The sequence below is a fragment of the Cocleimonas sp. KMM 6892 genome (assembly GCF_035798195.1).
GTDB classification, from domain to species: Bacteria; Pseudomonadota; Gammaproteobacteria; order Thiotrichales; family Thiotrichaceae; genus Cocleimonas; species Cocleimonas flava.
Window position 1 is genome coordinate 311,189 of record NZ_JAPFBV010000001.1, and the last position, 23,588, is coordinate 334,776.

At 42.6% G+C, this 23,588-nt stretch carries 18 protein-coding genes and 1 riboswitch; of the genes, 11 read left to right on the forward strand and 7 right to left on the reverse strand.

Going from position 1 to position 23,588, the window contains the following annotated elements; genetic code table 11:
- The first annotated feature begins 20 nt into the window (after window positions 1–20).
- Genes cobT through cobD form a run of 5 tightly spaced genes read left to right on the forward strand, consistent with a single transcriptional unit; the run spans window position 21 to window position 4,506 of the window.
- Window positions 21–1,067: a nicotinate-nucleotide--dimethylbenzimidazole phosphoribosyltransferase gene (gene cobT, locus OO007_RS01450; RefSeq protein WP_325807458.1), complete on the forward strand. Its 1,047-nt coding sequence runs from the start codon at window positions 21–23 to the stop codon at window positions 1,065–1,067.
- Window positions 1,067–1,705 (forward strand): histidine phosphatase family protein, encoded by a 639-nt coding sequence (locus OO007_RS01455; protein ID WP_325807459.1) that lies wholly within the window; start codon window positions 1,067–1,069, stop codon window positions 1,703–1,705. The genes cobT and OO007_RS01455 overlap by 1 nt, the downstream gene beginning before the upstream one ends.
- Window positions 1,705–2,445 (forward strand): adenosylcobinamide-GDP ribazoletransferase, encoded by a 741-nt coding sequence (gene cobS, locus OO007_RS01460; RefSeq protein ID WP_325807460.1) that lies wholly within the window; start codon window positions 1,705–1,707, stop codon window positions 2,443–2,445. Before OO007_RS01455 ends, cobS begins: the two co-directional genes overlap by 1 nt.
- Window positions 2,442–3,368 carry an adenosylcobinamide-phosphate synthase CbiB gene (cbiB, locus tag OO007_RS01465; protein WP_325807461.1) on the forward strand — a complete coding sequence of 309 codons (927 nt, stop codon included), beginning with the start codon at window positions 2,442–2,444 and terminating at the stop codon, window positions 3,366–3,368. Before cobS ends, cbiB begins: the two co-directional genes overlap by 4 nt.
- Window positions 3,358–4,506, forward strand: a complete 1,149-nt coding sequence (gene cobD / locus OO007_RS01470) for a threonine-phosphate decarboxylase CobD (protein ID WP_325807462.1) — start codon at window positions 3,358–3,360, stop codon at window positions 4,504–4,506. Before cbiB ends, cobD begins: the two co-directional genes overlap by 11 nt.
- Before the next feature lie 38 nt (window positions 4,507–4,544).
- Here the strand turns inward: cobD and OO007_RS01475 are convergent, their stop codons facing one another.
- From OO007_RS01475 to OO007_RS01490, 4 genes are all read right to left on the reverse strand, one after another.
- Window positions 4,545–6,029, reverse strand: coding sequence for a cobyric acid synthase (locus OO007_RS01475; RefSeq protein WP_325807463.1), 1,485 nt, complete (start codon window positions 6,027–6,029; stop codon window positions 4,545–4,547).
- Window positions 6,030–6,088: 59 nt separating this feature from the next.
- Complete coding sequence (locus OO007_RS01480; RefSeq protein ID WP_325807464.1) at window positions 6,089–6,670, reverse strand: hypothetical protein; 582 nt, start codon at window positions 6,668–6,670, stop codon at window positions 6,089–6,091.
- Between the two features lie 115 nt (window positions 6,671–6,785).
- Window positions 6,786–8,639: a TonB-dependent receptor domain-containing protein gene (locus OO007_RS01485; protein WP_325807465.1), complete on the reverse strand. Its 1,854-nt coding sequence runs from the start codon at window positions 8,637–8,639 to the stop codon at window positions 6,786–6,788.
- Between the two features lie 72 nt (window positions 8,640–8,711).
- A riboswitch (cobalamin riboswitch) is annotated at window positions 8,712–9,020 on the reverse strand.
- Between the two features lie 61 nt (window positions 9,021–9,081).
- Window positions 9,082–10,851, reverse strand: coding sequence for a chloride channel protein (locus OO007_RS01490; RefSeq protein ID WP_207906926.1), 1,770 nt, complete (start codon window positions 10,849–10,851; stop codon window positions 9,082–9,084).
- A gap of 117 nt (window positions 10,852–10,968) precedes the next feature.
- Here OO007_RS01490 and OO007_RS01495 point away from each other — a divergent pair, with 117 nt between their 5' ends.
- From OO007_RS01495 to OO007_RS01520, 6 genes are all read left to right on the forward strand, one after another.
- Window positions 10,969–11,604, forward strand: coding sequence for a paraquat-inducible protein A (locus OO007_RS01495; protein WP_325807466.1), 636 nt, complete (start codon window positions 10,969–10,971; stop codon window positions 11,602–11,604).
- The gene (locus tag OO007_RS01500; RefSeq protein ID WP_442784324.1) at window positions 11,601–12,323 is read left to right on the forward strand and encodes a paraquat-inducible protein A; all 723 of its coding nucleotides are present in this window, start codon (window positions 11,601–11,603) and stop codon (window positions 12,321–12,323) included. Before OO007_RS01495 ends, OO007_RS01500 begins: the two co-directional genes overlap by 4 nt.
- A gap of 2 nt (window positions 12,324–12,325) precedes the next feature.
- Complete coding sequence (locus OO007_RS01505; protein ID WP_131904266.1) at window positions 12,326–14,161, forward strand: PqiB family protein; 1,836 nt, start codon at window positions 12,326–12,328, stop codon at window positions 14,159–14,161.
- Window positions 14,162–14,229: 68 nt separating this feature from the next.
- On the forward strand, window positions 14,230–14,838 hold the full coding sequence (locus OO007_RS01510) for a PqiC family protein (protein WP_325807467.1): 609 nt from the start codon (window positions 14,230–14,232) through the stop codon (window positions 14,836–14,838).
- A gap of 94 nt (window positions 14,839–14,932) precedes the next feature.
- Window positions 14,933–15,403, forward strand: coding sequence for a DUF523 domain-containing protein (locus tag OO007_RS01515; protein ID WP_325808044.1), 471 nt, complete (start codon window positions 14,933–14,935; stop codon window positions 15,401–15,403).
- A 114-nt stretch (window positions 15,404–15,517) separates the two neighbouring features.
- Window positions 15,518–16,645 (forward strand): hypothetical protein, encoded by a 1,128-nt coding sequence (locus OO007_RS01520; protein ID WP_325807468.1) that lies wholly within the window; start codon window positions 15,518–15,520, stop codon window positions 16,643–16,645.
- 122 nt (window positions 16,646–16,767) lie between these two features.
- On the opposite strand, the gene OO007_RS01525 is transcribed toward OO007_RS01520, so the two are convergent.
- The 3 genes from OO007_RS01525 to OO007_RS01535 are packed head-to-tail and all read right to left on the reverse strand — an operon-like array spanning window position 16,768 to window position 23,549.
- A complete protein-coding gene (locus tag OO007_RS01525; RefSeq protein ID WP_325807469.1) occupies window positions 16,768–18,309 on the reverse strand; it encodes a FecR family protein in 1,542 nt (513 codons plus the stop codon).
- Window positions 18,296–19,618 carry a tetratricopeptide repeat protein gene (locus OO007_RS01530; RefSeq protein ID WP_325807470.1) on the reverse strand — a complete coding sequence of 441 codons (1,323 nt, stop codon included), beginning with the start codon at window positions 19,616–19,618 and terminating at the stop codon, window positions 18,296–18,298. The genes OO007_RS01525 and OO007_RS01530 overlap by 14 nt, the downstream gene beginning before the upstream one ends.
- Window positions 19,619–19,631: 13 nt before the next feature.
- A complete protein-coding gene (locus OO007_RS01535; RefSeq protein WP_325807471.1) occupies window positions 19,632–23,549 on the reverse strand; it encodes an Ig-like domain-containing protein in 3,918 nt (1,305 codons plus the stop codon).
- Between the last annotated feature and the right edge of the window lie 39 nt (window positions 23,550–23,588).

Below are 23,588 nucleotides of genomic sequence, written 5' to 3' on the forward strand. Positions count from 1 at the left end.
ATATTCAAATAGAGACACTTATGAACTGGATAACCACTCCCTGCCTTAATCGTGATTCACAATACAAAGAATATGCGATCGAAAGACAGTCGCAACTCACCAAGCCACCAGGATCATTAGGGGAGTTAGAAAGCATTGCAATTCGCTTAGCTGATTTACAGCAAACCAAAACCCCTTCAGCCAGCAATATTAGTATTGCGGTATTTGCCGCGGACCATGGTATAGCCAAGGAGGGAGTTTCTGCTTTCCCACAGGAAGTGACTGCACAAATGGTGATGAACTTCCTCAGTGGCGGCGCTGCAATCAGTGTTTTGGCCAAACAATTAAATGCTAATCTGGAAATTGTTGATGTGGGTATTTTGACGCCACTCCCAGAACAACCAGGTTTGATTATCGAACGCGCTGGTGCTGGCACAGAAAACGCTATCAATGGACCCGCGATGACAGAAGATCAGCTGGAAATAGCACTAACAGCCGGACATCATGTTATCGAAAGAGCCACCGAACGCGGTGCGAAAATATTTATTGGTGGCGAAATGGGTATCGCCAATACCACCAGTGCTTCTGCATTGTATTGTGCGTTATTAGGATTAACGCCCGAGGAAACAACAGGTGCAGGCACAGGGCTGGATGACGCGGGCATCAAACACAAAACCAAAGTCGTGGAGCAAATAATAAAAACCCATCATAAGTGGGGGGGTGACACTAAAGCCTTATTGCAACACATGGGTGGATTTGAGATAGCTGCTCTCACAGGTGCTTATATTTATGCCGCTCAAAATGGTTTAGTAATCATCGTAGATGGATTTATCAGTTCAGTTGCTGCTTTATGCGCAGTGAAAATCAATCCTTCTGTGAATGATTACTTATTCTTCTCGCACCTTTCGGCGGAGCACGGCCATCAAATAGTTTTAGAATCTTTAAAGCAGAAACCTTTACTGGATTTGGGCATGCGTCTTGGTGAAGGCAGTGGCGCTGCGGTTGCTGCTAATTTGCTGATATCAGCCTGCACATTACACAACCAAATGGCGACGTTTGCTGAAGCTGCGGTTGCAACCCAAATATAATGGCTCATTCATCAACGATTACATCAACGACTAAATCAACCGTGACATCGAACATCACAACACTGGATTTGTTACGCCACGGCAAGTTAGAAACGCCCGGCATATTTTGTGCAGAGGCTTCTACGCCTGTAAGCGCTGAAGGCATGCAGGATTTAACCAACACGACCAAGGATGGCAGCTGGGATATCATTATTAGCTCACCCCAGCAACGCTGTGTCGTGTTTGCACAGAAACTTTCAAAAGACAAAAACTGTCCATTAGTGATTGATGATCGCTTCAAAGAGATGAACTTCGGTGACTGGGTGGGTAAAAAGTCGGATGAGTTATGGCAGCAATATCCAGAACAATACCAGCAACTATGGCAAACCCCAGACGACTTTGTCGCGATCAACGGGGAATCAATGCAGCAGTTTGCTGAGCGTATTCACTCCGGTTTACAAGACATTTTAAGCAGCTATCAAAACCAATCGATTCTGGTGATCACTCATGGCGGTGTGATTCGTCAGGTGCTATCTAAAGCCTTAGACCTTGATACCCTGGCGATGTTGAAGTTTTCAATTCATTACGCGCAACTCAATCGCCTTTTTTGTTATGAAGATGGCAATTTCTCTTTAGAGTTTTTAGGCAGAAAAAACTAATGAAACTACAGGATTACAAAACACCCTTTTTGTTGGCTTTATCGTTATTAACACGAATCCCTGCAGGGTTATTTACCGAAATTACGGATAACGACTCTGGAAAATCAGCCCTTTTTTACCCCTTGGTTGGTTTGATTATAGGGGCAATCATCTATTTACCTGTTTTGTTATTCCCCAATGTTCCTGCCTTGGTGCTCGCGGCAATCATTGTCACTATATGGGCGATAATCACAGGCGGTCTTCACTTAGATGGTTTGGCAGACAGCGCTGATGGTTGGCTAGGCGGTTTAGGCGACCAGGAAAGAACCTTAAGAATCATGAAAGATCCTGTGGTAGGTGCGGCAGGTGCTATCGCCCTAGTCTGTTTTCTCCTACTAAAATTTGTATCCGTTACAGCGCTGATTGAAAGTGATTTAGCCTGGTTGATCATGGTTGCCCCTTTACTAGGCAGAACAATGATCTTGCTGACGTTTAAAACGACGCCTTACGCAAACAAGCAAGGCATGGCAAATACTGTTGTGGAAAACCTGCCTAAAAACACAAGCTGGGCGGTTCTGATCGCAGGCGCTGTGATCGGACTTTTCGTTTCATTCTGGGGTGTTTTACTGGTTCTTATTGGCTTCTATTTTCTACGTCGATTAATGCTCAAACGCTTAGGCGGTTGCACGGGAGATACGGTAGGAGCAACCGTTGAAATCAGTGAAATGCTATTTATGCTGGGCGCTGTTTTAATCGTATGATGTATTGCCTTTTTGTTGCTCCTTTAGCGTTATTATTAGATTTTCTATTAGGCGAGCCCTCAAGATTTCACCCATTGGTAGGATTCGGTCACCTTGCCAATTGGCTCGAACAAAAACTGAATCGAAAAAACGCGGGGTCCCAATTGCTCTGGGGAACACTTGCCTGGGGCCTAGCTGTGATACCGCTCGTGCTAATTACAGCGTTTATAAGCAATTCATTAGACTTGATTTTTCAAATACTGTTTGCAGCAATTTGCGGCTGGCTAGCAATAGGCTGGAAAAGTTTGCTGCAACATGGTCAGGCCGTTTTTGATGCCTTATCGCAAAATGATTTAGCGCAGGCACGTATCAAAACCTCTTATATTGTAAGCCGGGATACCAGTGAATCTGACGAAACAGCCTTGAGCAAAGCAAGCATCGAATCACTTCTGGAAAATGGCTCTGATGCGATTTTTGCGCCACTCTTTTGGCTGGTCATTTTAGGCGCACCGGGCGTTATTCTTTATCGATTAAGCAATACGCTAGATGCCATGTGGGGTTACCATAACGAGCGATTTGAATATTTTGGCAAATTCACAGCACGCGTTGATGATGTAATGAATTATATTCCTGCCCGTCTCTGCGCCCTACTCTATAGCGTTTGTGGTGATACGAAACAGGCTCTACATGCGTGGAAAACACAAGCCAGTTCCTGGTATAGCCCAAATGCCGGCGTAGTGATGGCAACAGGTGCGGGAGCATTGAATATCAGCTTGGGAGGTTCGGCAATTTATCACGGACATTACAAAGAACGCCCTACTCTAGGCACGGCTACAGAACCATCATTTACAGATATTCAACGTGCAATGTCACTGATCGATAACGGCGTTTATTTGATCGCTACTGTTTTGGTTTTTATGGGAGTTCTTTACTATGCCTTCTAAAAAAGAGCCTTCTAAAAAAATGCCTTCTGACAACTTTTCTAAAAACTCTACTAGTAACAGACCTGTTAACACTCCCATTTACCAAGCAGCAAAAAACAACCACGGCGGCCAGTTAAAGCAAGCCAGCGAGCAATACAAGATACCCGAAGATCAATGGCTAGACCTATCTACTGGCATTAGCCCCTTTGTATACCCACTGCCCGAAGTGCCGAATGAATGCTGGCAACGCTTACCAGAAATCAACGATGGTTTAGAAGAGGCTGCAAGCAATTATTATGGCAGCCCTTTTTTACTGCCAGTTGCAGGTTCGCAAGAAGCGATCCAAGGTTTACCCAAACTATTTAAACATAAGTTGAGCGTAGGCATTATCAAACCTGCTTACCACAGTCACCAAAAAGCATGGGAAGATGCCGGGCATGAGATTGTGCTAATTGATCACGAGATGATTACATCAAGTCCAGATTCGGCTTCAAACAAAGACGTAATAGCATCAATCGATATATTGATTATCGTTAATCCAACGAATCCAGCAACACACCTCTACACCAAAGAAACACTTTCGAGCTTGCATCAACAGTTAAGCAAAAAAGGGGGCTACCTAATTGTTGATGAAGCCTTCATCGATGCCACACCGGAGTACAGTTTAATAGAACAAACCCCGTGCCAAGGACTGATCGTGTTGCGTTCAATCGGAAAATTCTTTGGCCTTGCAGGAATTAGATTGGGATTTGTCTGGGCTGAGGAGAATATTTTACAAGCGCTTGCAACACAGCAAGACGATTGGTCTGTTAGTCACCCTGCGCGCTGGGCAGGCAAAGTGGCGCTTGCAGATAAAACTTGGCAACAACTACAAAGAGAGCGATTGATACCTGCCGCATTACGTTTAAAGGAATTGCTGTCTAAATCATTTAGCAAAAAAGTCCCTGTAAGTAGGGGGGTGGCTTTAAATACAGCGTTATTTGCTTATTTAGAAATAGAAACCGCCGCAGAGATTTATCAACTCCTTGCAGCACAAGGCGTGCTGGTAAGGTTGTTTACCGAATCAAATTATCAAAACAATGCGCTTCGTTTTGGGTTACCAGCCACTGAATCCGAGTGGACACGTTTGGAACGAGCCCTAGCAACGTTAAACAGCTAATAACTCATAGATTTAAGCACTGAATAAACCAGCGAATATCACTGTTTTTGCGTGATACTGATGATATCGTCCATAGCTAAGCTGTCTTCAATCGCATCTGCCAAACGCTCTAATTGAGATTCTCGCTGAGTATTGATGTCGAACTGTTCGATGGTTGTAGCCCCCGCCCAATCCAGTATTGCTTGCAGACTATCCGGCGTATCGAAAAATCCATGCAAATAGGTACAAAGGATTTGATCATCTGCAGATATCGCGCCGTCAGGCTTAGCATCCTCATGATTGCTATCCAGTAAAACTGCTGGATTTTCCAATGCATTGCCGTGCGTAATACCTGCGTGGATTTCATAGCCTGTAATTGCCGCATCAGTAAAAGCGAGTTTTCCACCGACGTTTGTCAGTTGTTTTTCTGCCTGAAGCGTTGTATGGAAATCCATCAAGGCCAGACCTATGTGGTCAGTGATCTCACCCTCAATACCCAGTGGGTCCGATATTGTTTTGCCTAGCATCTGGAGTCCACCACAAATACCAATAAGCTTGCCGCCATATCGTAGGTGTTTATTAATCGCGTCTTCCCAGCCTTGAGATTTTAGCCATTGCAGGTCAAAACCAACATTCTTACTACCGGGTAAAATAATTAAGTCGGCGGGTGGTATCGCTTCTAGATGAGAAATATATTCAACGTCTAATTCGGGATGTAATCGTAACGGCTCAAAATCGGTGTGGTTGCTAATATGCGGCAATCGCGGAATGATGATTTTAAATTGCTTATTATCGTCAGCTTTTACATTCTCGGGGACGGCATCTTCCGCATCCAAATGTAAACCATGCAAATAAGGCAATACGCCTAAAACAGGTTTACCGGTCTTTTCTTCTAGCCAATCCAGACCGCCTTGTAGCAAAGAAATATCACCACGAAAACGATTGATGACAAAGCCTTTGACCAAGGCTTGCTCTTCTTCACTCAGTAACTCTAATGTGCCTACCAAATGTGCAAACACACCACCTTTATCAATATCCGCAATAATAATGACAGGACAATTAGCTTTCAGAGCAAACCCCATATTAGCAATATCACCTTTACGCAGATTAATTTCTGCTGGGCTTCCTGCGCCTTCTACAAGGATATGTTGGTATTGCTCACTGAGCTTATTGAACGAGTCAAACACAGCTTCCGCTGCTTTAGGCTTATATTCGTGGTAATCCAGCGCTTCCAGATTACCAATCGAGTGACCTTGCAGGATAACCTGCGCCCCCGTATCGGTATTCGGCTTTAATAACACAGGATTCATATGCACGCTAAGCGGCACATTAGCGGCTTGCGCCTGTAATGCTTGGGCACGCCCTATTTCGCCACCATCGGGAGTAACCGCGCTATTTAGTGCCATGTTTTGGGGTTTAAACGGCGCGACAGACATGCCACGCCGATAAAAGACTCGACACAAGCCAGCAACCAGAATGCTCTTTCCAGCATCGGAGGTTGTGCCTTGCACCATTAGTGCACCAGTGAGTTCTTGTTTAGCCATTTTCGGGATAGCTTCTAAAACTCTAATATTGGAATAAGAATATTAAGTACAAAAATGGCTTATGAAGTACGAGCTTCTTGACTAAATTTGCTAGCTTGAACAAATGCCCAGTGAACGACTGCAGCCATTGCCAAGTACATCACGGTTGTCTTCATAAACATCGGTAAGAATCTGGCAATACGACCGGCAAACTCAGCCATGCTTGTTTCTGCAAAGCGACCCGAGAAGAAGTAGAAGCCGCCGCTCGAAATAATATTACAGACCGTTATTCCAACAACTGCAGCACCGATAAAGTAAAGCAATCCACGTAGATTTTCGCTGTAATGATTAGAGAACCATCGCCCAGCCAACCATAAAGAGCCATAAGCTGGCGCTAAGAATGGATATGATATGGTAAAGCAGAAACTTTCTCCGCCCTTTGATTCAATCACAATCAGATCGACAATAAACGCAGCGAGTAAAAAAATCGGTAAACCTATCGCAGCGCGCAGATAAAAACCAAGAATAAAGAAAATTGCCCAGGAAGCATCTTGAATATGGTGAAAGAAATGACTGCGGGTAGTAATCAAAATCAGCATTAACAAACCACCAATCAAGAACGTTTGGTTTTTAGTTAAGGAACTCGCTTTAAATTCAGACATGTTGGACTCCACTTTAGTAGGGTTGTACATACAACACCTCTCTGCTTTCTTTGATGCTTATAAAAGCCCTGATTAAATCAGGCAGAGAGGTTATCAACTAACAAATTTGAGACGCTTATTTAGGTGCGTATTTAACAGTGACCAATCCGTTGATGCCGTCCTGGTTATAACCAGAAGCCAGGGAGTAGTCTTTGTCTAGTGCATTAGCAATCTTTGCACCTACGCTCCAGTCTTTAGAAACTGCGTAGCTAGTACGAAGGTCTAACGTTGTAAAGCCGCCTAGTTTTACTGAATTATCCACATTTGCGTATCGTTCAGACTCGGCATGCACAGTTGCACCAATAGTGAATTTACCAAACTTACGATCCACATCGATATTTAAGATTTGCTCAGAACGATTTCTTAGTATTTTGCCTTTATTGTCCCCAGTGCGATTTTCTGGCTTTTGCAAAGTCACATTAGCAGCCACATCAAAACCCGCAAGTTTTGTTGCAAAAACGGCTTCTATTCCACGAATACGCGCTTCATCAATATTACTAACAGGGAAACCAGCGATTAAATTATCGATATCATTCTGGAACACGTTAACTTCCCAGGAACCGTTGCTGAACTTACCATCAAGACCCAATTCATAGTTTTCACTTTTTTCAGGCAACAAATCAGTGCTTCCAAAACCAGGATAATAAAGCTGATTAAATGTAGGTGCTTTAAAGGCCGTTCCGTAAGATGCTTTTAAGCGCATTGAATCGGTTAGTTCCTGACCAAATGCGATGCCACCTGTGGTTTCTGAACCAAACTGTTCGTTATCGTCGTAACGTAAAGACGTATCGATATGTGTCTTATTCAGTTGTGTTGCATAACTAGCGAATACGCCGGTGTTATCGCGTGAAGTAACATCATATTCCGTATTGCTATCTACCTCTGCATCAACCCAGTCAGTACCCAACAATAGGTTGTTATTATTGTTGATTGCATAATTTGCGATTAATGAAGCTGTATTTTGCTTGGTAGCGAAGTCACCGGTGAATGTGCCGTCTTTAAAGTTATCGTTTTCATCTTTAGATTGGCCGACGGTAAAACGTAAGTTCAGCTTATCTGTTACGTCACCACTGAGGTTTGCACTAATAACTTCTTGTACAAAGTCAGACTCATTCTGAAAACCACCATCAAAATCAGTACTACCTTCCGCTCTTAAAATACTTACTCCACCTTTTACAGCGTCTGAGAATTTATGCCCCACATTCAGAGAAACACTCTCTCTTTCGTAGCCATCTCTATCCGGCTCATCGGCGAAACAGCCTGATGATGTTGAGTTACATGCATCAATACCATCTGTTTCTTCTTTAGAAACATTCAATTGGTATGTGGTTTTGTTGTTACCACCGGAAAGATTTACATTGCCTTTGTAGGTACTGTTGCTGCCTGCTGACAATGAAATCGATGGGCTAAAACCCTTCTGACCTTTTTTAGTGAATATCTGAATAACACCACCAATCGCTTCTGATCCGTAAAGACTAGAACGTGGGCCTCTAACAACTTCTATGCGATCGATTTGATCTACCGGAATATGTTGAAATGATGTTGAACCTAATGTTGCAGAACCTAGTCGAACGCCATCAACCAAAACCAATACATGACCTGAGTTTGTGCCACGTAAGAAAACAGAGGTGTTCTTACCCAAGCCACCCGTGTTTGAAATATTCAAACCTGGTACACGTGTAAGCGCCTGCTCAACGCTTAGATCCTGGTGGCGACTGATATCTTCTTGAGTGATAACAGTAACTGGAGCCAAGGTTTTATTTGCAGTTACAGGACGACGATTTGCCGTAACGGTTAATTCGAGACTGCCATCATCACTAAGTGAAATGTTATCAGACTCATCTGCAAAAACTGGAGATTGAAACGACGCAAGCATAATCGCAAGCACAGAAAAAGGAGCTACTTTTGTAGCTACAGGGGAATATTTCATTGTATGACCTATTGTTTCAGCACCCGCCGTGCTGTTTAAAAAGTGAGCAACGAATCAGCATAACGCTTTCCCGTTGTCGTTTTCGCGAAGGCCGGTCTCCGGGCTTATGAATAGTGGCGAATGCCGATCAGTTCGATTCTCCTTCCCATGCTATAAAAATTGCACAGTGGATATGAAACGACTAATTAGAATCAAAAAACAATCCCTACAAAAAAAGCCTTGTAAGTAGGGGGGTGCCTTTAAGATTCTGTATTCAATTACCGTTGCGGGGGCAGCTCTGGAATTATGTTTAAGTAGCAAAATCACTACCTAAATCATTCACCAGCTTCCCGTTTAATCCATTTGCTAATGCATCTGGACACCTAAAGCAGAGCGAAAGAATAGTGTGTTTAGTGCAGGGTGTCTAGTGAAAGACCTTGAAACAGAAAGATTTAGCTTAAAATTAGAGCTTATATGAATCTTCTACCATCGATTTTGTGATTATTCCGTAGACTCGAGAATTTTTATCCGCCTCTTCCTCATTAAACACGACATACAGCGCTTCAGCGCCCTGCACAAACTTCTCATGCGCCTGCTGCAAGTTAGCCTGCAAGGATATTGGGCTGAGTTGAAGACGGTTTGCGGGGATTTCAAACAGATTGATTTCTAATTCTTCAAGGTTTTCAATATCCGTCGTTTCGAGCGCTTCGTCTCCTACTTTTTCCGATTGCTGGGTTTGAATGTATTTGGCTAATTCAGTGATCGGCAACAAGGTTTTCAATTCGCCATCGCCATTATTAAGGAGTATCCAGTTCACATTGGCATCGGTGGTGATGAGTTTTTTAGCGGTTGCTGCATCAGTCAACGCAGACCTTCTGGAAAATTTATTATCCAGCACACTAGCAACACCGATTCCCCTTAACACTTGCAAAACGGGGTTGATATCGTAATCCAGACCATTGTTTCTCATCATGCTGATAAACAGTGATTGTTTATTAAACACTTCGCTCGCAGTGAGCTGGGCAATAACGATGGTAAGCATGCCCGGCATAATAATTCCGGGGTTATAAGTAAGCTCCATAATCGCGGTGAGTGCAGCCAAAGGCGCTTGCAAGCTAGCGCCAACCATTGCTCCCATTCCTAAAATGGCATAAAAGCCGATATCAGATGCATCATAGCCAAAGAAGTAAGAGGCTAAATATCCCACCATCCCACCGAGTGCTGCCCCAATAAAAAAGGCAGGGCCAATCATGCCGCCAGGCACACCTAAGCCAACACAAAGGCTAGTCGCCAATAACTTGGCAAAGAACAAGCCAAACAATACAGTGACAGTGTAACCACCTAATAATGCGGTGTTGACCGTGTCATAACCAATACCAAACACTTCCGGATACACTAAACCAATCAGCGCAACAAATACTCCTGCGGCAATCACCTTCCACCAGATTTCAATGTGCTTGGTTTTGACGGAGATAACTTCAATCAAATGATTATAAAACGTCGCCCCAGCGCCAACCAGCAGTCCCAATAAAATAATTAATGGTAATTCAGCGAAAGACGAGAAATTAAAATCAGGGATGCTAAATGCGGGTTCGCTACCCAGAATAAAGTTAGAAAGCCCGGTAGCAGTCACCGCTGCAAGCATAATCGGAATAAAACTCACCAAGGTGTATTCCATCATGATCACTTCAAGGGCAAAAATCACCCCTGCCAATGGCGTATTAAACGAAGCCGCTATTGCCGCCGCCGAACCGCTGGCTACCAATGTTCGAATACTATTATTCGGTAGATTTAAACTTTGCCCAAATAAACTACCCGACGCAGCCCCCAGATAAATATGCGGACCTTCACGACCTACCGAATGACCACCGATGATAGCTATAGCTGCACCCACAAATTGCAGGATAAAACCCCTAACGGTCAAATACCCTTGATGATATGCCATGCGTTCCATGACGCGCGCCACACCTAATACCCGAAGGCCATTTGAAGCCTTGTAAAACAACAACGCTAATAACAAACCACTCACTATGGGAAATAACAAGCGCAAGCCAACGCTTAATGCTTCGTAATTTTCTGGTCCATCACCCGGCAATAAATAATCCTGAGTCTCTTCTACCAGCAAGCGAAAAACCACGATCACGGCACCGGTAATTAATCCGGAAATGAGACCAAGTAATGCAAGTTGCAGCAAAGCATCGGGACGCGCCAGCCTAAAATGAAAGGACTCCATCCACTGAGATTTTTTCTTTTTTATAATTTGTAGAAGTGGCGGCATATAAAAACTAGAATAATTATAAAGGCTTAATCTCTAAAGATTTTAACATTAATATCTGTCAAGATATCGCTCATGGAACAGTCAAATCAAACATCGGTAAATATCTCCCAGATTGCCTGTCACGACTGTGATTTATTGCAGAAAGTACCACAATTACGCGTTGGGCAAACGGCTAATTGCCTTCGATGCAATGCATTCTTATTCAAAAACCAGAAAAACTCAGTCGATAGAAGTCTGGCTTTTGCGATCACTGGATTAATTCTCTACATAATATCGAATATGTTTCCGTTATTGTCATTGCGAGCACTCGGCACTACTCAGGATGAAACCTTGATATCGACTTCAATATCGCTGTTTAAAGCTGATATGCCCTTACTCAGTATTGTCGTTCTGTTTACTACCGTCATCTTTCCCGCAACCACCTTACTCGGCACCATTTTTATACTAATACAGGTAAAAAGGGATACGTTTAACGATTATACCGCACCGTTATTTCGTTTTTTAAGAAGTACTGACACCTGGGGCATGCTGGAAATTTTCATGCTGGCATTGCTAGTTGCCATGGTAAAACTCGGTGACGTTGCTGAAGTGATATTTGGCACTTCCCTATATGCGTTTTGTTTGTTGATATTGTCATTAACCATGTTGAGTCATTCGCTTAACCCGCATGATGTCTGGAGTAAATTAAGAAAGGACATAACGCAATGACATCCGCCAAAACCGCGAAAGCTATCACCGCACGCGATGCCGGGTTTATATCCTGTCACTTTTGCAGTACATTGAGCAAAGTGCCTAAAGGCACAAACCTGAAAAAATCAGAACTGGTTTGCCCCTGTTGTAAATCAACCATTCACTCGCGCAAACCCAATAGCATTAATCGAACATGGGCATTATTGATCGCTGCGATCATTTTATACATCCCTGCCAATACACTTCCTATAATGACTTTTACACTGTGGGGTGACGGCCAACCAGACACCATTATCAGTGGCGTTATTCATTTAATGGATGGAGGCATGTGGCCCTTGGCATTATTGATATTTGTTGCAAGTATCTTTATACCCGTTCTAAAGTTAATTATACTCATGTTGCTAATGATCAGCGTCCAGACCAAAGCCCGCTGGAAGCCACAGGACAGAACTGCTTTGTACCGCGTTACCGAGTTTGTCGGCAGGTGGTCGATGGTTGATGTCTTCGTGATTGGGATTTTGGTCTCACTGGTTCAATTTGGAAACAGTGCGAATGTAACGCCGGGCTTGGGCTCGCTCTCATTTGCAGCAGTGGTCATTTTAACCATGTTTGCAGCACGCGCATTTGACCCTCGTTTGATATGGGATGTTTTAGAAACCGAAACAAACGTGGATAATACAGCGAATACTAAAACAACATTAAGCAATGAAGATGATAAGCAGATGGTAAAACCATAACAATGGCTCACACCGAACCGAACCTTGACAACGGAATCAATCCAGACGAACTTCCTTTCGCCCAAGTAAATCCCAAAGCACGTTTTTCTTTAATATGGATCATTCCATTAACTGCAGCCTTAATTGGGGGCTGGTTAATTTACAAATATTACAGCGAACGTGGCACCATAATTAACATCACCTTTGATGAGGCTGCTGGCATTGAAGAGAAAAAGACACCGATACGCTATAAAGATGTAGTTGTTGGCAAAGTGAGAAGACTCCGCTTAACAGAAGACCTTAACAAGGTAAGAGTGACAGCCGAAATTTACCCTGAAATGGCTGAAAATCTTGGCACCAACACACGATTCTGGGTTAAAAAACCCCGCATTACACTTCAGGGTGTAAGCGGCCTCGATACTCTATTATCGGGTGTTTATATCGGGCTTGATCCCGGCGCCAAAAGTGAGCCATTAGATAATTACCTAGGACTTTCAACCGCTCCCTTTATCACGAATGATGCAAGCGGCACACGCATTGCAATGCGTACTGAAAATCTCGGCTCGCTGGATATTGGCTCTCCTGTTTATTACAACAAAATTAATGTCGGTGAAGTCACCAGCTATCGGTTAAATTCAGACACCGAAAGTATTGATGTATTCATCTACGTGCATGAGCCTTATGACAAATTAATCAAGAGTAATACACGCTTCTGGAATGCCAGCGGCATAGAAGTGGATATTACAGCGACTGGCATATCTACCAGAATGGAATCGATGACTTCCCTTCTTATTGGGGGCATCGCTTTCGAAACACCTAAAGACGGTGTCAGCAAAGAGATTAGTGGCGAGAACGCTTTCACGCTGTATGATTCCTATAAAGTCGCTCAGGAAAATACCGAGCTCTATAACAAGCTGTTTTACACGATGTATTTTGATGATTCATTACATGGCCTCACAGAAGATTCAAGCATTGAATACAGCGGCGTCAAAGTCGGCAGAGTCGAAAAAATATCACTCCAGCACGATGCCGCAAATGACAACATCAAGGCGGCAGTAAAAGTCTCTTTACGTATTGATAAATTTTCGAACAAAGCAGACGCAAAAGAAGCTGAAGAAAAACTCCAAAGCCTCGTCGAAGAAGGCCTTCAAGCACAATTAGTAGTCGACAGCTTACTGACAGGCTCACAATATATTTCACTTCATGTTCCACCCAGCAGATTGATAACCGGTGAAAAAGGGAGAAATGAATTTGCCCTGATGCCTACCAGCATTAAAAAAGCGTCAAGATTCCCCACTACCGCAGCACAGTCAACGTTGATGAATTTTGATGCCACGGAAATATCAGAGGCTTTAACCGATACACTATCTAGCGTGAAAGCCTTGATCAATTCGGATGACATCAAAAAGACGCTCAATGGACTTGCCAATACCACTGCGAACCTAGACCGAATTACGAGTCAGTTAGACAAAGAAGGCTTCTCTAAAGAACTGGTGAATACTTTGGCGAGTGCTAAAAAGACCACTGAATCTATCAACCGATTAATGCTCGATGCACAGAAGGCTGTCGTTACGATTACATCGGCAACCGACAAGCTGCAAAAAGACGCAGGGCATACCTTACAAACCTTCAGCAATGTCGGAAATAAGCTTGAGCAAAACGCTGCTAAAACCATGCAAAGCATCAATAGAACCAGCAACACGCTGGATGCCGGCTTAAAATCAACCTTGAGTGAAGATTCAGCATTGCAACATCGCTTACAGGTTTTGATTAATGAATTAACTGAAGCATCCAGGTCTTTTTCTGTTCTGGCTGATACGCTTCAACGCAAACCTGATTCGCTTATCTTTGGTAAATAAGCCAATAACGGCGAGTCGCTTATACTAGTAAAAAAGCAGTAAATATCTTACAAAAAAAGTAAAACAACATGATTAAAATTAAAGCCTTACCTGTTTTTATTCTTATTTTGAGCGCTGTTGCTGGCTGTAGCAGTGGCCCTTCATCATCAAACCTGGGCGGCACTCACTTTTATTCGCTGTCATCCATGAAACCCATTTCAGCAGTAACGGCTAACAAAATCAGCATTGGCATTGGGCCTGTTGAGATACCGCGATTACTTAATCGACCACAAATAGTAAGCCGCAAGAACAAGTCTGAAATCATCATGTCGGAAAAGCATCAATGGGGCGGTTCTTACAAAGAAGAACTTAACAAAGCCATCACCGATAACCTTTCGATATTACTCAAAACTGAGCGCATAGAACAATATCCGTGGAAATCTACCTTTAAACCAGATTATCAGGTGCGTATCAATATCGAGAGCTTTGACGGTGATATAAATAGCCCAACGCAAAGAGATGTTACGCTTAACGCCCGTTGGCGATTAATCAAAAATGATAAAGAATTACTGGTAAAACGTGCGTTAATAACAGTCCCACTTAAGAATTCAGGGTATGCTGCTTATGTAAACGCCCAGAGCGAAGCCATCAATCGCTTTAGTCACGACATTGTGGCGCAGATTCGCAAACAACCCTAGTTCATTGATTATTAATAAATTAGTTTTAAAAAAATGACACAAGGGAGAAGAGCCACCTAAAAGGAATGTATACATCATACAGGGAAAGATTTTAATCAGTGCATGCCTCATCGGTAATCCGGTTCGGTATAATGGCTCAGATTTGCTGTTGGACCACCCTCTAATGACTAAATGGAGAGATGAGGAACGTTTAGTCCCAATTTGTCCAGAAGTTGCTGGCGGATTACCTGTTCCGCGCCTGCCCGCTGAGATTCAATTTGGCGATGCTGAAAAAGTCCTTGATGGGAAAGCACAAGTACTACAAATAGATCAGGCAGATGTTACAAAAGCGTTTATCGATGGCGCCAACAAAGCATTAGAACTTGCTTTAGCGACTCACTGCAAAGTTGCAATACTCACAGAAAGAAGCCCCTCTTGTGGTAGCAGCATGATTTTTGATGGCACCTTCACCAATGAGAAAATTCTCGGCATCGGCGTGACTACCGCCTTATTAGAAAGAAACAATATCCGGGTCTTTAATCAAAACCAGTTAGATGAACTCGACTACTATTTACAAAATAATTAGAATAGTCGAATGGTTTCAAGTTATTACTTATAGTCACCCCCCTACTTACAGGCAGTTTTTTAGAAAATAATTCACGATTAAATCAATAAAGATAATTACCATCAGGACCAGAATATGTACGGAGAAATAAACACCAGCAAAAGCCTTCTGGCTTCATTTAAAATGTCAGAAGTCGCTATGCGATATAACCAGTTTGTTTCCCGAGCTTATAACTTATCCAAATCTCTAGGTTTTACACCTGGCAAAATCATGCCGTCACGCGCTTTTTGTTCGGATGAAAGTCAGGGGTATCCAATTATTCTGATAGCGAAAAATTTTGGTGTTTTTCCGTTTGATCATGGTCAGGTTGGCGCTGTTATTTCTACTGACCGACATGGTCCACACGCCCACCATGGTAAAGATTTAGTCATTATCCATGCTAGCCATGTTGGCTATGATCCAGAATCAGGGACCTTTGGGGTCTATCGTCGCCTTCAAACCGACAACCATGAAGAATCTACGAGCTGCGGAAAAGTATGCGCATCATTAGACTGGTATTCTAAAGAGTTTGAATTTGCCAGCACCAACATCTTATTGTCAAAAGAAGGGGATGAAAACCTCATCACTATCGACAACCGACTTTTGAACAGTGAACGCGAACAAGGCTTGATGTTAAAACTGGATACACTTATCGAAAAATCTGAGTCTGGGCAAATTAATGCCATAAAAAGCCTAAGCACGTCCAAAGTCTTTCCCGCATCTGCACAGCTAATAGAATCTATTGGCAATGACTTTTGCCCAAATAATAAACCGATGGAAATTGGTAAGTTTTTAAGCCCTGACTCATTTAGTTTCAGAAGACAATCGAATGACCATTTGGAAAATAACCTGATTAATGCGATGCCTTATATCGTTACGTCTAAATGGCCTGCATTGAAAGCCGCCCAGGTAAATACCCAAGTCGAATTCGATAATGCCTTTCGTAGCGTAGTGCAGGAGCCAGAGTATCAGGGCAAACGCTTGTTATTTATTTCTGGTTTGAATGTGGATATTTCTCCACAAAAGGGACAGCTGTTTCCGTTAACTAAATTCATACCTTGGGCTGCCTACCATCAAACTACTGATGGCAAACATGAGACATGGGAACAGGCTGAACTGTATGATCGTTTGAAGTCACAATCGACCGAAAACCCCGATGAGGTTGACCTTGAAGAGGCAATCAAGATCATGGGATCTGTTGAAGAAATAAAACTGCCATTTTAAAAAGGTTTTACACCCCCCTACTTTAGGGCAGTTTTTTAACACAGTGCTTTATTAATTGCTCTTTTCTTATTGCTCTTCACTTATTGCTCATTAGTTACTGTTCAATATTTACTGATCACTAGTTACTGTTCTTCTACAGTAAATAACCCTTGGATATTATTACTGGGGTCAGCATCTTCTGATAAGCCAAAAGCACCGAGAATAGCTTCGGCATTGTCACCAATAAAGTCACCAGCAATAAAGCCACTCGCATCTCGCGGAGGGCTCACTGTGTTAGGATCCGAATCTATGACACTGGCGCCATTCATTTGAAGATCCAGATCACCCGAAGTAATCTGTCCTTCGAATACAGCGACCCACGTCTCATTCGGCGTATTGGCAGATAATGCGCCATTGCTTACCGCACCCGACTCGAAATTCACATCCATTTGCACTTGCAGATTATTAGCGGCTCCCGCTGTGGCACTTAATAAACTATTCGAGACATTATCATAGCGATTAAAGGTGCCTGTTCTGGCGCTGACAACATCGGGATCAGTCGCTTCATAGGTCGCCCAAAGGAGGCCTCTATTGCTTGAATCATCGACATTTCTACTTGCCAACGTAGAATTAAACTCCCCCCAATATCCCCAGCTCACCGCATAACCACCGACGGATTGTTCGTAATTTTGTACGGCACTTCCTGCTGCATTATCGAGCACATTCAAACCCACATTAAAAGTTGGTGTTGCCGTGTTTAATTCTGATGCCGAAACATCCAGCTCTGTTGAAGGTCGCGTTTGGTCAATCGCAAAAGCACTTACCTCGTAAGTCACTTCAGGTGGCGGAACAACTGGTGGCGTGGTTGGCGGCGTTACCGGAGGCTCAACGGGTGGTGTTACAGGTGGAGTAACCGGAGGTGTAACAGGCGGTTGACTATTGCTTATCACTTCAATGCCAGGATCCAATAGAACAGGTCTAGCCAACAGCTCCTTACCCGTCACGTAATTCGCATCTAATACATTACTAGCCGCAGGTATTTTAATGTTTGAGCTGTGTCCATCTCTAAATACATCGGGAACTTCATCTAAGCCGGTACATTTACCCAAGCGATCAATAAAGATAAACATGAAAGGCTTGGAACGCCCCAATAATATATTACAACCACTTCGCAAACGAGCACGCAAATGGATTACGCCTTCCCAAACGGCGACATACATACCATTAGAGACAATTTCTACCTCGTAATCCGTGCCGCGAATACCAATGGTCGCCAGAGGCGTTCTGAGTTCATAGGCTTTTTTATTACCTTTACCAATGGCGCCAGTGATGGTTCTTAAACCACCCGACAACAGTTCCAGTAACGCAGAGTTGCTAGTCTCACCTTCAACAAACTGGTATTTTTTAATTTGTAATACTGAGTTTTCCTGGAGAGAAATTAACGCCTGATCAATCATTCTAAATTGGGCGCGACCATCTTTACCCACTCGAATTTCATCTTTCTCATAAATATTTGAACGACGTTTTAACGTAATGTTTTTCCCATCGCGTTGCCCGATGACCTCTCCACGGGTCAAGAGCGTTTTACCCGCTTCTTTTTCTGCCGCCAAGACCTTGGTATTTGCGAATGCCGATAAAACAATCAGGCAGACAGAAAATACAATTGTTTTATTAATCCCAGTCATAGCGAATACCTACTTTTACTTCGTTTCTTTTTGCATCGTATAGATCCAGATTACTTTGATTATTGATGTGTCTTGCCTGCGCAACAAACGCGAGCTCATCATTAAAGCGATGCTCATGACCCACTTTAAAGATGAATCGATCATCGCTGCGTTTATTATCGTAAATCGCATAAGCTTGCTGATGTTTGTAGTGGCGATAATCGAGCCCCAGGTAGGTTCTATCTTTCTTATTCCACTCTTTGACCGCCCAATACCCTATTCCACTAATATTCCGGCTGTATTGTTTACCTTCAGACTTGTCTGGCCACTCCTTACCCAAATAAAGATTCAACTGATGTTGCGTGTCACCAACTTGTTTATCAATCCGGCCGGAAACTATTGCTCTGCTTCTATCGCTGAGCGTAACCTTTTTGTTGTCATACTTTTCGATACTCAGTTTAAGGCTCCCTACCTGAGAGGAGCCTATGGATTTTCGAGCAATAGCATCAACACCAATAGTATTTGAATACAACTCCCCACCTAGCATCACAGGGCGCGTTCTGCCCACTAATTGATATTGTTTTTTCGCATGGTTGAAGGTGATGCCCGTGCGCAAATCCAAATCAGTTACATTGAAATCAGAATTTTTAAAGTATTCTCGGTGTGTTGCATTCGCCGTAAAAAACGTACTTTTCACTTTATTCTTCAAGGTGCGATGTTTGAATTGGAACTTTCCCTCCGCAAAACCACTGCCCTGCTTCACCGAAGAATCATTCAACGTCACCGCCCCAAAATCAGGAAGATCAATCTCAGCATTATCATAGCCAAAATTGATATTATCATCGTAACCAAATGACAATGACGCGAGGCTCTTAGTGACAGAACGCTGTGTGATTCTATCTCCTTTTTTCTCTAATTCTGCCAGATAAGCCTGTACTTTTTTTCTCACAACAGGCGGGGGATTTAAATTCAAAACATCATTGAATTCTTTTTTTGCGGCGAATGAGTTATTAAGGCTTAAGTATGCGCGAGCAAGCTCTAAGCGAGGACGAATAACATTTGGACTATTGACTGTTACACGATCCAAAGCAAAAACAGCTTCGTTATAATTCCCTGATTGCAAGGCGGAGAACCCGTAAAGATAATCAAAACGTGGGTCGCCTTCGTTTTGTGAACGGATTTTTGAAGCATACTGAAACGCAAGTGAATACTTTTTCTCCTTAACGAGTTTTTCTAGTTTTGGATAATCATTAGCACTTGCAAATGTAATTGATGCCATCAGCAAACTTACATAAAGAAGAAGAGTCCATTGTGAAACTAATTTGATCATCAATACTTCCTAATTAATTATCAGTAACGGTAAAGGTCGCAATCTCAGATTCATTCCCATGTTCATCTACAACTATATATCTTAAGGTTCCCGAAGATGTTGCAGATCCACTGGGATTGCTAATATAAATTGACCAACCGGACGAAGTACTTCTTGCAAAACTAAATGTTAATCCACTCAAGGTTTCATCGACTTTCCGTAGCTCATAATAATCATCTTCTGGGTCTGTAATAGTAAAACCATTATCTTCTAAATTGAACGCTTCAAAGGTCCTCAGAGAATTCCAGGAAATTTCGCTATTTTTAATACTAAAAGTCAAAGGATCAATTGAGGGCTTTTCATTTCCGCTTGGTATTGGGGCAGGTTTAAGTACGACTTCAACTGGATCAGATTCTGCACCGTAGTGATCAATAGCGATAAATTTAAATGAATACGTTTCATTTGAAACAGGATATTTAGGGGTATACACCACGTATCCTGATCCTGGCATATAGCTTTCAACATCACTTAAAACCCCTACATCCACATCAACTGGTTTCTCAACAATCCTGTATGTTAACGCTTTAATATCTCCATCAGGATCTTCAGCATAAAAATCTATGGTTTCACTGTATCCTAAACGACTGACTTCAATTTCAAGGTTATTCGTTTTTGCGATTGGTTTTTGATTAGGGATTGTTGTTCCGATGGGCACTATATCAATCTTAACTATGTCAGATTCATTTGCAGTATTGTCATAACCAGAGTCCGTCACCTGAAGTTTAAAGTATAAAGACAACACCCCACTACTAACCTGTGGCGCCACAAAAGAAGGTTGATCAGTGGTTGGGTTGATTAGATTTACTTTATCAGGATTACTTGTACTTACTGGATTCCCTGAAGAGTCCACTTGCTCCCAACTGTATTCTGTATATGGGAAGAACTCTTGGCAATTACCGCCTGGGTCTTCAGAACCATATAATTTTACAGAATCCGTACCTGAGAGTTCTTGCCTATCAACACCAGCATTTGCAATCAAATAACAAGCATGAACAACTGTAAATACCACAGTATCTTCGAGCGAATCATAACCATCGTTGTCTTGAACGATCAATCCAAATTTGAGCTCTTTCTTTTCATCTTTGGCAACTGTTGGAGCATCAAAATTTATACTTCTACCATTTGTGGAAGTAACATTAATTAGTACCGGCTCTCCCTCTAACTGTCTCCAAACATACTTTACAACATCTCCATCAATATCATACCCACTGCCAGATGTGTAGTGGGTTTCCCCACCATTTATCATCGTATCACCTCGAGCATCTGCAACAGGAACCTTTGGATCTGGAAGATTTAATGTCACCGTTGCAATTTCAGAAACAGCCCCATGAATATCTGTAACTCGATATTCAAATTGGTCGATAGCACCTATATCACTCGGTATTGACCAACCATTGGCATAATAATCAGCAAATTTCTCATCAGATTGTGCCCCATACAAGTCTAATTCACCCTTACTTGGCGCTGATACAATCTCATAAATGAGCGAGTCAGTCTCTCCGGTATCTGCATCAAAACCTCTAAGCTCTATATCATTATAATTACTAGGTATTATAATTATTTCGAAAGACTCCGCTGTCGGTTTGGTATTAATAGAGGCTGGCTCAACAGTTACAACCACTGAAGAAACTTTAGAAGCAAATGATTTTTTATCTCTAACGATTAAGTTAAAAGTGAATGTTTCGGTTGTAGAAATTCCTGTTGGAGCGTCAAAAGTGGGATCTTCTGAGCTAGCATCATCCAATACAATGCCCACAGGACTAGTCCAGCTATAAGTCACATCAGCGCCATCTTCAGTATCAGACCCGGTTCCGTTTAATCGTACCTGTGAGCCGGCATTGACTGTTTGAGCGCTTCCTGCATCAGCTACAGGACGATCATTCACGTTAATTGTTACTGTCGCTGGTAGTGAGTTATCTTTGCCATCAAATACTTTATACGTAAAAGTATCCACGCCAAAAAAGTCATCGTCAGATGTATATTCATAAGTAGCGGTACTTCCTACACCTGTAACATCAATAACTCCACCAGCTGGGTTTGTTCGTTCAACAATTGTCAAAGTATCACCCACATCATCATCCGTACCGCCCATTCCATCAAGAAGTATTGTTTCTCCCTGATTGATATCAACGCCAAATGAATTGGCAACGGGTATTTTATTGAGCGCACCAACGTTAATTGAGACAAGTGCTGGATCTGAATATAATAAACCATCATTGACTGTAAAGTTAAATTCATCATATCCTGTAAATGATGAATTTGGTGTATAAATTATATCGGGAGGCGTACCTGATAAAGAGCCATTTTCAGGATCTATTGAGTCATAACTATAGTTTAAAGAAGTATCATCATTATCAACATCACTGCCGGTTAACGTAATATTGATCGGCTCTCCTTCCTGAGTCGAGATTGATTGTGGATCAGCAATCGGAGCATCATTGATTGCTGTTACTTCGATATCTATTGTTGCAACATTAGAGCTTTCAAACCCATCATTAACCAAAAATGTAAAACTATCAGAACCAAAATAATCTTTGGTTGGTGTATACACCACATTAGGCAAGTCAGAACCCAAATCTGGGTCTAGTTCTATTATTCCGTTAGCGGTAGAAAGTGGTGTATTTAAATTAAATACGATTGGATCACCATCCTCATCACTTCCCGTTAATGTGATTTTTAGTGGTGTATCTTCATCTGTTGTTAATTGCTGAGGCTCTGCAAGTGGGGGGATGTTATCTATCGGTGGTTTTTTAACAATAACTTTCACGACGCCTGTATGCGTCAGTTTTGCCTCATCAGTCACGACTAAAGCATAAAGCAATGCGATCTCTTGATTTGGCGCGGCTAAAACTTCTGCCTCGCTTGGTACTGTAATGGTTGGACTTGAGTCAAATCTATCACTGACAGGAACAGGGTATTGCGTTTGCTGATCGACTCGAAACCAGGTGAAATTGATTATGTTACCGCTATCGTGACTACCGCTACCATCAAGAACAATTGTCTCGCCGGGTGATGCAAATAATTCGGCAGGCACATTTGCTACAGGACGCGAAGCCAATGGAAAATCGCGAGGCAAGCTACTAACAGATACAACATCGATTGCCTGCTTTTCCTGTAAACGCTTTGCGTATTTTTTTGCATGGGCGATGGGGTTATCTCTAATTACCGCTTGCATGCGCAAGAACCACTGATCACTTTCAGCAGACAAGTTTCCGTCATCGGAAAAATCATCGCCTATCTCATCAATCATCGATTGTGGATCAACGTCATGTGTACGGGCAACTTCCATTAGTGCACCTGACAATAAAAGCAACATGGCACTATTGCTTTCGTCATCAGAACTAGAAAAATCCAAAGAATGAATTTGCTCTATTCCAAATACCTTCACAAGCTCGTCATTCGCCTGCTTGTGTGATTGGTTAAAACTTTTACCTTCTGCCATTAACTTCTGAGTTCTCTGGGCTTGCCAGTGTGTAAGCATATTGACTGAATTTAAGTTTGATTCATTATCGGTACTTTGAGTGATTGCTGTTAATGAAATCGGAGTTTCTGACTCTGTCCCTGAAGATTCATCAAAGACTTTTCCTTTGGCCTGCAAATAAAGGTTCACAGGCGCAATTGTGCCCCACTCAGCCGGAAGTTCGAAGGTAAACTCACCATTATTAGCGCTTACCTTTGCAGAGATCGTATCACCTGTCGGCTGACCGAAAGAATCCAGTCTGGATATTTCAACTGGCGTATTGATCGAGAATGGACCTTTTTGGGCGACCCCCGTTGCTATCTTTGTCGCCTGTTGAATAGTGTTTGAAGAGGAAGAGGAAGACGTTGAAGAGCCGCCTCCGCAAGATGACAATAGCGATACAACAAACGATAGCATTAGCAGCTTAATCATTTTTGAGCAGCTAATACAGATTCCTTTCACAACTCCCTC